General features: G+C 69.0%; 12 protein-coding genes. 3 read left to right on the forward strand and 9 right to left on the reverse strand.

The genetic code is table 11. The features are described from left to right. Positions 1-86: 86 nt before the first annotated feature. The gene (locus tag FBY35_RS21105) at positions 87-1,301 is read left to right on the forward strand and encodes an AI-2E family transporter (RefSeq protein WP_399208579.1); all 1,215 of its coding nucleotides are present in this window, start codon (positions 87-89) and stop codon (positions 1,299-1,301) included. Positions 1,302-1,493: 192 nt separating this feature from the next. Here the strand turns inward: FBY35_RS21105 and FBY35_RS21110 are convergent, their stop codons facing one another. The 6 genes from FBY35_RS21110 to FBY35_RS21135 form a co-directional block, all read right to left on the reverse strand. Next, the gene (locus FBY35_RS21110; RefSeq protein WP_142215564.1) at positions 1,494-2,003 is read right to left on the reverse strand and encodes a mycothiol transferase; all 510 of its coding nucleotides are present in this window, start codon (positions 2,001-2,003) and stop codon (positions 1,494-1,496) included. A gap of 94 nt (positions 2,004-2,097) precedes the next feature. Continuing rightward, a complete protein-coding gene (locus FBY35_RS21115) occupies positions 2,098-2,304 on the reverse strand; it encodes a cold-shock protein (RefSeq protein ID WP_142215565.1) in 207 nt (68 codons plus the stop codon). Between the two features lie 136 nt (positions 2,305-2,440). Then, positions 2,441-3,628 (reverse strand): ABC transporter ATP-binding protein, encoded by a 1,188-nt coding sequence (locus tag FBY35_RS21120; protein WP_142215566.1) that lies wholly within the window; start codon positions 3,626-3,628, stop codon positions 2,441-2,443. A 38-nt stretch (positions 3,629-3,666) separates the two neighbouring features. Beyond that, a complete protein-coding gene (locus tag FBY35_RS21125; RefSeq protein ID WP_142215567.1) occupies positions 3,667-4,500 on the reverse strand; it encodes a carbohydrate ABC transporter permease in 834 nt (277 codons plus the stop codon). Continuing rightward, the gene (locus FBY35_RS21130) at positions 4,500-5,438 is read right to left on the reverse strand and encodes a carbohydrate ABC transporter permease (protein WP_142215568.1); all 939 of its coding nucleotides are present in this window, start codon (positions 5,436-5,438) and stop codon (positions 4,500-4,502) included. The genes FBY35_RS21125 and FBY35_RS21130 overlap by 1 nt, the downstream gene beginning before the upstream one ends. Continuing rightward, complete coding sequence (locus FBY35_RS21135) at positions 5,435-6,769, reverse strand: ABC transporter substrate-binding protein (RefSeq protein WP_186357029.1); 1,335 nt, start codon at positions 6,767-6,769, stop codon at positions 5,435-5,437. The genes FBY35_RS21130 and FBY35_RS21135 overlap by 4 nt, the downstream gene beginning before the upstream one ends. Before the next feature lie 226 nt (positions 6,770-6,995). Here FBY35_RS21135 and FBY35_RS21140 point away from each other — a divergent pair, with 226 nt between their 5' ends. Further along, a complete protein-coding gene (locus FBY35_RS21140; RefSeq protein WP_142215569.1) occupies positions 6,996-7,301 on the forward strand; it encodes a DUF1876 domain-containing protein in 306 nt (101 codons plus the stop codon). 54 nt (positions 7,302-7,355) lie between these two features. After that, positions 7,356-8,225, forward strand: a complete 870-nt coding sequence (locus tag FBY35_RS21145) for an endonuclease/exonuclease/phosphatase family protein (protein WP_142215570.1) — start codon at positions 7,356-7,358, stop codon at positions 8,223-8,225. A gap of 52 nt (positions 8,226-8,277) precedes the next feature. Here FBY35_RS21145 and FBY35_RS21150 read toward each other — a convergent pair whose 3' ends face one another. The 3 genes from FBY35_RS21150 to FBY35_RS21160 all read right to left on the reverse strand — a co-directional run bounded on the left by FBY35_RS21150 (position 8,278) and on the right by FBY35_RS21160 (position 12,265). Then, on the reverse strand, positions 8,278-10,692 hold the full coding sequence (locus tag FBY35_RS21150; RefSeq protein WP_142215571.1) for a SpoIIE family protein phosphatase: 2,415 nt from the start codon (positions 10,690-10,692) through the stop codon (positions 8,278-8,280). Positions 10,693-10,788: 96 nt separating this feature from the next. Further along, positions 10,789-11,685, reverse strand: a complete 897-nt coding sequence (locus FBY35_RS21155; RefSeq protein WP_142215572.1) for a DMT family transporter — start codon at positions 11,683-11,685, stop codon at positions 10,789-10,791. A 19-nt stretch (positions 11,686-11,704) separates the two neighbouring features. Further along, entirely contained in the window at positions 11,705-12,265 is a 561-nt protein-coding gene (locus FBY35_RS21160; RefSeq protein WP_142215573.1) for a hypothetical protein, read from the reverse strand. Positions 12,266-12,413 lie beyond the last annotated feature (148 nt).

Consider the following 12,413-nt stretch of genomic DNA (forward strand, 5'->3'; position numbering starts at 1 on the left):
CGGGCTAATAACGCACCGGTGGCGTGGCACGCGGCGCCCGTGGTGGTACGTGCTTGTGGATGTGGCCACCATCGGATCCGCAGCCCGTGAATCCGGACCCCGGCCCGCCCCCCACCGGGCGCCGGGACCGGATCCGCGCTGCGACGCGGCAAGCCCTGCACGGCATCAGCCGCCCCGCAGCCGGAAACCCGGGCGCCGGGCTGCTGTCCCGCTCCCGGCCCGGCGACGGTCTGCCGGTGCATCCCGCCCTGCAGACGGCAGCCTCGTACGCCTGGCGGATCCTCGTGGTGGGCGGGCTCGTCTACGCCGTCTTCTCGGTGCTGGGGCGGTTCCACGAGGTCGCCGTGGCCGTCTTTCTCGGCATGGTCATCACCGCGATGCTGCGGCCGTTGGCCGACCTGCTGGAGCGGGTGATGCCGCGGCCGCTCGCCGTGGCCGTATCCCTGGTCGGCAGCATCGTCATCGTCCTCGGGGTGCTGGCCCTGATCGGCGAGTCGGTGGCGGGAGAGCGGGCCGGACTGCAAAGGGAGTTCGAGGCAGGTGTCGCAAGGATCGAGCGCTGGCTCGAGAAGCCGCCCTTCCGGCTCAACCCCGACGCACTCGACGACCTCCAGTCCCGGATCGGGGAGTACCTGTCGAGCCACCGCTCGACCCTCATCAGTACGGCGGTGAGCGGCGCACACCGGCTGGTCGAGGTGCTGACCGTGCTCGTCCTGTCGCTGTTCTGCTCGGTCTTCTTCATTCACTCCGGCGACCGGCAGTGGGGCTGGTTCTGCGAGCAGCTTCCGGTGGCCGCCCGGGAGCGGGCATCGGTCGCGGGCCGTGCGGCCTGGCGGACCTTCACCGGCTACACGCACGGCATCGTGCTGGTGGCCGCGACCAATGCCGTCCTGGTCGGCGTGGCCCTGTTCATCCTCGGCGTGCCGCTCGCGCTCCCGCTGGCTCTGCTGGAGTTCTTCGCCGCCTTCATTCCGCTCATCGGCTCGCCCATCGCCCTGGCCGTCGCCGCCGTGGTGGCCCTGGCGGCGAAAGGCCCCCTCATCGCGGGGCTGGTCATCGCGCTCATCGTGATCATCGGGCAGATCGAGGGCCACCTTCTGCACCCGATCGTGATGAGCTGGGCGGTTCGGCTGCACCCGGTGGTGGTCGCACTCACGGTCGTCGGCGGCGCCATCGCGGCCGGGATCCTGGGCGCGGTGGTGGCCGTACCGCTGGTGTCCGTCTTGTGGTCGGCCCGTCAGGCACTGCGCCAGGCGTCCGAACCCGAATCGCCCAGGACGGCGGCCTCTCCCGGCCCGTGACGCCCTGCGGAGTCCGAGAGCGCCCCGGCCCTCAGCGGGACCGGGGCGCCGGTCCTGCGCGCATCGCATCACCAACGGCGGCAGCTCCCCGCTGACCGGCTGGACCGAGTGCACGCCATCGTGTCAAGGGCAACGACTCCACCCAGATGGCCCGCGCGTTCTGCTGCAGCCCCGCGGTTCGCGCGCTCGCGCCTACCGGCGTTCCAGAGAGCCCCGGACGAACGCGGCCTGGCCGGCGTGCTGCAGATCGTCGGCAATGACACTGACCAGCCGCACGCCCAGGGTGACCGGCGGGGACCAGGACTCGTCGACGACACTGTCGAGCGCCGCGTCATCGAGCCCCTCGACGAATCGCATGGTCTCCTCGTGGACGGCGTCGAAGTAGCCGAGCAGCAGTTCGGCGGATTCGACCCGTACCGCGGCAACCTGCTTGCTGGTGTGGCCGAAGCCGGTCGCGCCCCTGGCGAAAGGCAGCTGGAAACGGTCCGCCCACTTCTGTGCGAACCACACCTGCTCCACCGCGGCCGCATCGGCCACGTGGTCGTCCTGGATGCGCGACAGATGCCACACGAGCCAGGCGATCGAGTTCGCGTCGGGGTCCAGCCGGGCATGGAGATCGTCCGGCGCAAGCCCCTCGACGGCTCCGTGTACCACCTCCCGGATCCGCTCGAAGGCGTCTGCCAGCAAATCTGAGCTGTTCATTGCACTGATCCTCGGTCGCTGATGCAGACACGCTCTGCCCTGGGGGTCACCCGGTGGGCAGAGCGTGCTCAGTCGTGTGGGACGGCCTTGCGACCTAGGTCAGCCGGACAACGTTTTCCGCCTGGGGGCCCTTGGGGCCCTGCGTGACCTCGTACTCGACCTTGTCTCCCTCATCCAGCTGCTTGAAGCCGGTGGTCTGGATGGCCGAGAAGTGGACGAAGACATCGGGGCCGCCGTCGTCCTGCTCGATGAAACCGAAGCCCTTGTCCGCGTTGAACCACTTCACGCTGCCAGTTGCCATTGGTCACATTCCTTGTTCGCTTGCCACGGCATGTCCTTGACGTGCCGACCGCAGCCCCATGGCGACTGTGGTCCTCAAATGTTCTCCACCCGGCCGCTGCCTGGCGCGCCATGACACGCTGGCATTTGGGAAAGGCTCAACCCCTGTTCTCCGGGTGGGTGAGGTTGACACCGGAGCGCGGGTCGAAGACATGCATGCGTGAGGTGTCCACCCACAGTTCGGCCCCGCCTCCCTCGGTGATGCGCGTGGACGCGTCGAGCCGGGTGACGATCTTGTTGGCTGCGGCTCCGGTCTCCTTCTGGCCCGAGTCGGCTGCCAGCTCCTCGAGTTCCGAGGTCAGGGTCGCCTGCCAGCCTTCCTGGGTGAAGTAGGCGTAGACATCCGAGCCGACGGACTCGATCACGTCCACGGTCGCGGTGAACCGCGTCCCTTCCCGGTCCGGATCGACCAGCGAGGCGTCCTCGAACGCTTCGGGGCGCAGCCCGACGATGAGGTCGCGCGGTGCGTTCTGCCGCTCCAGGCTGCGACGGATCTCGTCGTTCACCGGAAAGTCACCGATGGCGGTCTGCAGCCTGTTCTCCTCCAGCGTGGCGTCGATGAAGTTCATGGCGGGTGAGCCGATGAACCCGGCGACGAACAGGTTGCGCGGGGCGTCGTAGAGGTGCTGCGGGGTGCCGACCTGCTGGACGACGCCGCTGCGCATGACGACCACACGGTCCCCCAGCGTCATGGCCTCGGTCTGGTCGTGGGTGACGTAGACGGTGGTGGTGGCCAGCCGCTGCTGGAGGCGCGAGATCTGGGTGCGCATCTGCACCCGGAGCTTCGCATCGAGGTTGGACAGCGGCTCGTCCATCAAGAACGCCTTGGGACTGCGGACGATGGCGCGGCCCATGGCGACACGCTGTCGCTGCCCACCCGAGAGGTTCGCCGGCTTACGGTCCAGATGTTCCGTCAGGTCGAGGATCTGGGCGGCCTCCTCCACCTTGCTCTTGATGGTGGCCTTGTCCACCTTGGCCAGGCGCAGGGCGAAGCCCATGTTGTCGCGCACGGTCATGTGCGGATAGAGGGCGTAACTCTGGAAGACCATCGCGATGTCGCGGTCCTTGGGCGCCTTGTCGTTGACGACCTGGTCGCCGATGCGCAGGGTGCCGTCGGTGATGTCCTCCAGCCCGGCGATCATGTTGAGGGTCGTGGACTTGCCGCAACCGGAGGGGCCGACCAGGATGACGAATTCCCCGTCTCCCACGGTGAGGTTGACGTCCTGAACGGCCAGGGCGCCGTCGGGATACCTCTTGGTGATGCCCTCGAGAACAATCTCGGCCACGGTCGGTCCTCCTTGTCGTGACGGTCGGCTGCTGCCGGTCAGCCCTTGACGGCCCCGGATGTCAGTCCGGCGACGATCCGCCGCTGGAACAGCAGCACGAAGGCGATGATCGGAATGGTGATCACCACCGCGGCGGCGGCGATCGAACCGGTGGGCTGCTGGAACTGGCTGCTCCCGGTGAAGAAGGCGATCGCCGCCGGCACGGTGCGGGCCGCGGTCGTCGAGGTCAGTGAGATGGCGAACAGGAAGTCGTTCCAGCAGAAGATGAAGACGAGGATCGCGGTGGTGAACACGCCCGGCGCGGCCAGCGGCGCGATCACCAGGCGGAAGGCCTGGGCGGGAGTTGCCCCGTCGACCTTGGCCGCCTTCTCCAGATCCCACGGGATCTCCCGGAAGAACGCGGAGAGGGTGTAGATCGCGAGGGGGAGGGAGAAGGTCATGTACGGGATGATCAGCCCCAGCCAGGTGTCGAAGATCCCGATGATGCGCTCGATGTTGAACAGCGGGGACACCAGGGAGATCGGCGGGAACATCGCAATCAGCAGGGACATGCCGATCAGCAGTCTCTTGCCCGGGAAGCGCAGCCTCGCCACGGCGTAGGCGGCCATGGTGCCGAGCACCACGGCGATCACCGTGGAGATCAGGGCGATACCGATCGAGTTGACCAGGGCTCGGGTGAACTCCGAGGTGTCGAAGATGCCGCGGTAGTTCTCCCACGTCCACTTGCTGGGGACGAAGTTGCCGTCGGTGAGGGTCGTGGGGTCCTTGAACGACAGAGCCGCGATCCACCAGACCGGAAACAGTGCGTAGGCGATCACCACCGTGTTGGCGATGGCCCAGCCGGTGATGTGCCTCTTGCCCGCGCTCGCCATCAGCGTCCCGCCTCCTCTGAGCCGGGGGCGGCAGCCCCGAAGAGTTTGATGAAGGCGAAGGCGATCAGGCCGACGCAGATGAAGATGAGCACGGAGATTGCCGATCCGATGCCGAGGTTGAGTGCCGTGAACAGGTTGTCGTAGCCGAGAATCGACACCGATCCCGTGCCATGAGCACCCGAGGTCAGGATGTAGATGTTGTCGAAGATCCGGAAGGCGTCCAGGGTGCGGAACAACAGGGCGACCAGGATGGCCGGCTTCATCAGCGGCACCGTAACCAAGATAAAGCGCTGCCAGGCGGACGCACCGTCGACCATGGCGGCGCGCAGTGTCTCCTCGGGTACCAGCGCGAGTCCGGCCAGCAGGAGAAGGGCCATGAAGGGGGTGGTCTTCCAGACCTCAGCGAGGATGATCAGCCCGATGGCGGGCCACTGCTCGGTGAGCGGGGCGTCACCCGAGGGCAGGAGCGCGGCGAGATAGCCGGTGTCAGGAGTCCACGCGTACTGCCAGGAGTAAGCGGCGACGACGGTGACGATGCCGTACGGGACCAGGATCGCCGTACGCACGGTCCCCCGGCCGAAGATGGCTCGGTGCATGACCAGGGCCAGCGCGAAGCCGAGGACGAGTTCCACGGCCACCGACACGGCGGTGATGAACAGCGTGACCCAGAAGGCCTCCCACCAGAAGTCGGAGGAGAGCACGGCCCCGTAGTTGCTCAGGCCCACCCACTTCGCCTGGTTCGGGAAGCGCAGGTCATAGCGCTGCAGGGACAGATAGATCGCGTAGCCGATGGGGTAGGCCGTGACGGCGAGCATAACGACCACCGCGGGCGCGCACAGCAGCCAGCCCAGCCGTCGTTCCTGCCGTGCGCCCTCGGACAGTGCCTCGGCCGTACCGGGGGCCGGAGCCGTCGCCGCAGCGGGGGTCGGGGTGTTCACGGGATCAGCCCCTTGGACTCGAGGGCGTCCTCGATCTGGCTGCCGATTTCATCGACATCACGTCGGGGATTGATCGCCGAGGGCGGGGAGAGCGTGTGCGAGATCGCGATGGACACGTTCTGGTAGGCAGGCGTCTGGGGGCGGGTGCTCGCGTTCTCCAGGGCCGAGAGGACGTCGGCGGCGAACGGGTAGCTCTTGATCAGCGTCTTGTCGAAGTAGAGCGAACGCAGGGTGGGCGGAAGTCCGCCCTCGATCGCCGCGGTCGTCTGGTTCTGGCGATTGCGCAGGCACAGGGCGGCTTCGAACGCGAGGTCCTTGTGCTTCGAAAAGGCCCCGATGGCGAGGTCGATACCGCCGATGGTCGGTCTGGCGGGCCGACCGGGGTCAACTGCGGGGTACGGCGCCCAGCGGAAGTTCTTGAACAGCTTGGCGTTGTTCATCTTCATCGAGGGATAGACGAACGGATAGTTGAGCTCGAAGGCCGCGCTTCCCGACTCCATGGCGAGGCGGTTCTGGTCCTCCATCTGGTTGGACAGGGAGGGGTCGGCGGCGGGCGAGGTGGCCAGGTCGTGCATGATCGTCGCCGCCCGGACCGCGGGCGGGCCGAGCGAGGGTGCGGTGGCCGTCCGGTTGAGGATGGAGCCGCCCGCGCTCTCCACGAGCGTGTTGAACCACACCGTCAGACCCTCGTACTGGGCGCCCTGGATCTCCACGAAGTGGGGCTTGCCCTGCTTGGCCAGGACGCGCGCCATCGCCATCATCTCCGCCCAGGTCTTGGGCGGCTTGGGCACGAGATCGTTTCGGTACCACAGCAGCTGCGTGTTGGTGTTGTACGGGACGGCGTACAGCTTGCCCTTCCACGTCGCCGTCTGCAGTGGCACTGCGAGGGTGCCCGCGGTGGCCCTGAGTCGATTGGCGCCCGTCCACGGCAGGATCCACTTGGCCTCGGCGAACTCCGCGGCCCAGGTGACATCGAGGCCGAGGATGTCCATGCTGCTGTCCTCGGCGGCAAGCCGGCGGACGAGTTGCTGACGCTGGCCGTCCGCGGCGCGGGGGAGTTTGTTGTACGCGATGCTGTACCGCCCGCCCGAGGCGCGGCTGCAGTTGCTTGCCGCAGTGGCCAGGGCTCCCGAGTCGTCGGGGAAGTTGTACCAGTTCAGGCGGACCGGGCCGCCGGATTCCTCTGACCCGCAGGACGTCAGCAGCCCGGCCAGCAGCGACAGCGCGGTGAGGCACCGCAGCCGTCGCGCGGCACGACGTCCGGCGGTTCGCGGCGATGCCTTGCCGCGCACCCGTAGCGGACGGGCCTGTCGGTTCGTGCGCCCCACCATTCACCTCCCGGACCCGGCGGTCACCGGGTGCCTGGTCATCCCGCGCCGCGCCTTCGTCGGGCGAAGGTAGCCGCTCACGTGCCGTTGCCAGACGCGATGGCGCGTGTCGTGGACAGAGATCCCTCGTATGGCCAGGGCGCGGCGCGCGACCGGGGACAGGTGGGTGGATCCTGAAGGCAGGACTGCGTCGCGGCGGCTCCCACGGCCGCGGGCGAGGAGGTGCGCGATGACTCATCGGACACTGGAGTGGCAGGTCAGCGTCCATCTGTCCGAGGAGGACGGCAAGACGAAGGCCCGCGCGGTACTGGACACGGGCAGCACAACGCTCACCGGCCATGGGGTGGCGCACTGCAACCCCCAGGACGTGGACGTCCCCGCGATCGGCGACGAACTCGCGGCCAGCAGGGCCATGAGGGACATCGCCGGGAAGCTGATGCGGGCGGCGGACCGGGACCTGGAGGCCGTGGGCGCGGGGCCGGGGACGGGGCGGCGCACCGGTCCGCCGTACGGCTGGTCGGACGCGGTGAGGTAGATCAACAGTGTTGCCCCCAGACTGGGACCTCACGTATCCGAGCGAGGTGGGCAGATGCGCGTACTGACCTGGAACCTGTGGTGGCGGTTCGGGCCGTGGGAGCAGCGGCAGAAGGCAATTCTCAGTGTGCTGCGCGATCTGCGGCCCGATGTCGTCGGGCTGCAGGAGGTGTGGGCCGGCGGCGGGGAGAACATGGCGCGGTGGCTCGCGCAGGAACTCGGCATGCAGTGGACCTGGGCCCCTTCTGAAGCGCCCGAGCGGTGGCGGCAGCGGCTCGGGGACCCGACCGTCGACATAGGCAACGCCGTACTGAGCCGCTGGCCGATCGTGGACCGGGCGGTGCTGCGGCTGCCCGCCCCCGAGACGCACGACGACGGGCGGCTGGCGCTGTACGCGCGGCTGGACGCACCCGGCCACCCCATACCCTTCTTCACCGCGCATTTGAACTCAGCGGTTCATGCCTCGGCCGTGCGCTGCGAACAGGTCGCGGCGCTGGGCGGGTTCATTGCCGCTCACCGCGGCGGGACCGGCTTTCCTCCGGTGGTGACCGGGGATTTCAACGCGTTTCCCGACTCCGACGAGATCCGTTTGTTCGGCGGCTACAAGACGGCACCTGTCGTTGCCGGACAAGTTCTCTTCGACGCCTGGGAGTACGCCGCACCGGAGGCACCGTCGGCCACCTGGGACGCGGCAAATCCCTTCGTCGCGGCGACGTTCAGCCCCAGTGTCCGGATCGACTACATCCACGTCGGCCCGCCCGGCCCCGGCGGCCTCGGCGCAGTCCGCTCCGTCCGGCGCGCGGGCGACGGCCCGGTCGACGGGGTGTGGCCGTCGGATCATGCCGCGGTCGTCGCCGAGTTGGCAGACGCCCGGACCGACGGTCCTCGGGCCGCCGGGGGCAGCGCGGGTCGGGCTCGTCCGTAACCCGGCACCCTCTACGGGCCTCGTACTCCGGAGCGACCCGCGCCCCGGTTCGTCAGTCCGTCGAGGGGAACAGCTGTTCCGTCCAGATCGTCTTCCCGGACTCCGAGTAGCGGGTGCCCCATCGGTGAACCAGCTGCGCCACGATGAACAGACCACGCCCGCCTTCGTCCTCCTCCTCGCTGTGGCGCAGGTGTGGTGAGGTGTGGCCGGCGTCCGCGACCTCGCACAGCAGCGTTCGGTCACGTATCAGACGCAGGTGCAACGGCCCCGCGGCATGCATGATGGCGTTGGTGACCAGCTCGCTCACGACCAGCTCGGTCGAGAACGTCAGCTCCTCCAGGTCCCATTCGCGCAGCTGACCGATGGCCAGTTCCCTGGCATGGCCCACCGCGACCGGTTCGGCGGGCAGTTCCCAGTGGGCGACCTGTCCGGAGTCGAGCTCACGGGTGCGTACGAGCAGCAGTGCCGTGTCGTCGGCGGTCGTGCCGTCCGGCAGGAGCTGCGACACGGCACTGTCGCACAGGTCGTCCAGCGACCTGTCGCGGTCGCTGAGCACCCGTCCCAGGATGTCGAGTCCCTCGTCGATGTCACGGTCGCGGGTCTCGACCAGGCCGTCGGTGAACAGGGCCACGAGACTGCCCACGGGCAGCTCGACCTCCAACGACTCGAACGGCAGTCCACCCAACCCCAGCGGCGGACCGGCCGGGAGGTCCGGGAAGGACAGACGGCCCTGCGGGTCCACGACCGCCGGAGGCAGATGCCCCGCCCGGGCCATGGTGCAGCGGCGCGAGACCGGATCGTAGACGGCGTAGACACACGTCGCGCCGGTGGCGTCGTCCTCGCCCGGCTCGACGGGCGGACCCACCGCGTCCATCAGATCCTCCGCCGACTGGCCCACCAGATCGTCGAGCCGGGTGAGCAACTCGTCCGGAGACAAGTCGAGTTGGGCAAGCGCCCGCACCGTCGTGCGCAGCCGGCCCATGGTGGCCGCCGCCTGCAGGCCATGGCCGACCACGTCGCCCACGACGAGCCCGACCCGGCTTCCGGACAGGGCGATGACGTCGAACCAGTCGCCGCCCACACCGGTCACATCGTCAGTGGGCAGATAGCGGTAGGCCAGGTCGACCGCTGTCTGCTGCGGAAGGTGGCGCGGCAGCAGTTGACGCTGAAGGGCGAGTGAGGCCGCACGCTCACGGGCGTAGCGTCGCGCGTTGTCGATGGACACCGCAGTTCGGGCCGCCAGTTCGTCGGCGAGAGCTATCTCGACGTTCTCGAAGGTGGCCGACGGCGGACGACGGAACGTGACCAGCCCCAGTGTGCTGCCCCCGGCCCGCAACGGAACGACCAAGGTGTCGTCCGCGAGTACGAGCCCTCCCGAGGCGAGGCTGCGCAGCTGCGGGGACCCCGGCGGATAGTCGACAGGGGCGGACGGATTCGGCAGCTCCGGCTCGCCCGGCTCGTCGCCCGTTCCGGTCGCCGCGGCCGATCGCGAAGCGACCCGCACGAGAGCGCCCCCTGCCGGGCCACCGGCGCCCAGCACCTGGCCCTCCACCACTTCCTCGGCGAGGTCGACCGTCACGGCATCAGCGAATTCCGGGACCGCCACCTCGGCGATCTCCTCCGCGGTGACCATCACATCGAGGACGGTGCCGATGCCCCGGCCGGCCTCCACGAGGAGCGCCAGCCGTTTCTGCGCCTCGTAGCGATCGGTGATGTCGAATGCGTCCTCGCAGACCCCGAAGACATGCCCGTCCGCGTCCTGCAGCCGGTAGTAGGAGCACGACCAGAGGTGCTCGACGTCTGGATCGCTGGGCGGCCGGCCACGGAAGTGCAGGTCGACGATCGGCTCTCCGGTGTCGAGTACCTGGTTCATGACCGAGTCGAGGGTGTTCGGGTAGCTCTCGGTGACAAAGCTTCCCTCGGAGTACAGCTCGTCGGCCCGCAGACCGCGGAACTCGGCGAACGGCAGCCCGATCTCCAGCTCGTACGCCGCGTTGCACCACGTGAGGCGCAGGTCGGTGTCATAAATGCCCAGGCCGACGGGCGACTGGGTGGCCAGCCCGTGCAGCAGCGCCAGCCGGGACTCCCACAGCCGCAGACTCTCCAGTGCCGTCGCGACGAGGACATGAGCCGCCGTGCCGGTGCCGGGCAGGGAACTCACCGCTGTGGCCACGAGCAGCGAGCGGCCGTCACTGTGCTGAGCGACGCGGATCTCGCCACCGCTCAGCGGGACGCCCAGGGCCGAGCCCGGCTCGTCGGCCGCAGTGAGCCCGGAGGACGGCCGGGGCGGCAGGAAGGTGTCCAGAGGCTTTCCGATGATCTCGTCCTGGGCGTATCCGAAGAGTTCCTCGGCCGTGCGGCTCCATCCGATGACCGTGTCCTGGGCATCAAGAACCACCGTGGCAGCCCTGGCGACATCGAGCGGACCACGGAAATCGGCACTCTTCGCCGCGCCCCATGCGCTCACAGCGCAACACCAGCCCGGTTCATTGCCTCCAGAATCCGCCTTGCCCGCGACGGGCACAACCGGTGGACACCCCGGTACGCATTGATATGCGGATGCTCACGGCGCGTCGCCGACTCGCTGTGGCTCGTCGGGCGCGACCACCGACCGGGTCAGCGGCATCCGGGCGAGCGCGAACACTCCCGTGGCGATCATGACGACACCGAGAAGTTGCGGGAGGAGCCACCAGCCGGAGCGGACATGTTCCTCGTACAGGATGATGCCGAGGGCCAGGCTCACCGACGCGTCGCCGAGGGTCAGTGCGGGCTGGGAGGCGACCAGGGGACCCGCCTGCATCGCGTTCTCCAGCAGGAAGAGCGCTCCCCCGCCGACCGCCGCGAAGGCGTAGGTCTGCCATGCGGTGAAGAACGCCACGATCCCCTCGTCGTCGAGGATGTGCACCGCCGCCTTCATCAGCCCGGCGGTCAGCGCGTAACTGATGGCGGTCGCCGCGCCGAAACAGGCGGCGCGGGCCCGGCCTTCGGGGCGTTTGAGTGCCGCCAGGGCGAGCGCGACGACCAGGCCCAGGCACACGGCGAGCGCAGGGACCCAGCGGTCCAGCGGCACATGCGTGCGGTTGCCCATCGGGGACGCGGCGGCGAGGGCGACACCCAGACCCGCCACCACAGCGGTCACGGCCACCCAGCCCACGCGCGGTAGGTGCCGCCGCATCAGCAGCGAGGCGACGATCAGGGTGAGCGGAAGTTCCAGGACGAACAGCGGCTGAACGATCGTCAGTGGCCCGGTTCCCAGGGCCACCGCCTGGCACACGCCGGCCGCGATGACGGCAAGGATTCCGGCCAGCCAGATGCGGCGCTTGAGCAGATCGAGCATCAGACCCGCGCGCAGGCCCTCGGAACGCGGCACGCTGAGCGCCGCCTTGCGCTGGAGCACGGTGGCGACCGCGTTGCTGAGTGCCGCGCAGACGGCGAAGATGACCGGCAGCAGGGTGTGCACGGTGGTCGGCCTCCCGCTCTCAGGGCTCGTCGAGGTTCATTCCGGCGGAGGGCTGCGAGAAGAGGCGCCGGGCGTTCTCGTCGAGGGCGGCGAAGCCCTCGATCAGTTGCGCCGCAACCCGCCAGCCGCCGTCCGACGGCTCGTCACCCGGTGGCTCGTCACCCGGTCGGGCGCCTCCCGTTGGGGCGCCTCCCGGTGGGTCGACGAGCGTGGGCATCGGGGCGAACTCCCAGACGTGGAACGCCTTGCCGGTGAATGTCTCGCTCACGGGCGATCCTTCGAGCCGCTGCCTCAGAAAGAACTCCAGCCTCGTATGTGCGCGCCAGCGGCCGCTGGGCATTCGCTCGGGCCGCGACAGCTGCTCCACGACGTGGGATTCGTCGAAGAACTCCGCGCGGGCCTGGAGAAAGTCCCGCAGCCCCTGATCGCCCTGCCACATCAGCCCGTTCACAAAGCCCGTTCGGAAGTCGTCCGTGAGGATTTCGTCCCGCATCCGCTCCGCCGGGACATGGGCCTGGAGCAGTGCGAAGTAACGCTCGATCGTGTCCCAGATCAGCGGAGCAGCGCGCTCGGCAGACATTCGACCTCCCGGCTTCCGCAGGGTTCCGGCGCGGCCGGATCCGTGCACTCACTGCCATGGTGGCCTCCGCCGACGCTCCCCCGCGATCCGGCCGGTCCTCCACCGCGCGGCACCGGCAGCCGTACGGGCCCGGGCTGCGGACCCGCGG

It is taken from the genome of Streptomyces sp. SLBN-118, assembly GCF_006715635.1.
GTDB lineage: Bacteria > Actinomycetota > Actinomycetes > Streptomycetales > Streptomycetaceae > Streptomyces.

Coding starts and splice junctions, on each gene's coding strand:
- FBY35_RS21115 (WP_142215565.1), bottom strand. CDS start 2,304: ATGGCAACTGGCAGCGTGAAGTGGTTCAACGCGGACAAGGGCTTCGGT.
- FBY35_RS21145 (WP_142215570.1), top strand. CDS start 7,356: ATGCGCGTACTGACCTGGAACCTGTGGTGGCGGTTCGGGCCGTGGGAG.
- FBY35_RS21110 (WP_142215564.1), bottom strand. CDS start 2,003: ATGAACAGCTCAGATTTGCTGGCAGACGCCTTCGAGCGGATCCGGGAG.
- FBY35_RS21125 (WP_142215567.1), bottom strand. CDS start 4,500: ATGGCGAGCGCGGGCAAGAGGCACATCACCGGCTGGGCCATCGCCAAC.
- FBY35_RS21135 (WP_186357029.1), bottom strand. CDS start 6,769: ATGGTGGGGCGCACGAACCGACAGGCCCGTCCGCTACGGGTGCGCGGC.
- FBY35_RS21140 (WP_142215569.1), top strand. CDS start 6,996: ATGACTCATCGGACACTGGAGTGGCAGGTCAGCGTCCATCTGTCCGAG.
- FBY35_RS21160 (WP_142215573.1), bottom strand. CDS start 12,265: ATGTCTGCCGAGCGCGCTGCTCCGCTGATCTGGGACACGATCGAGCGT.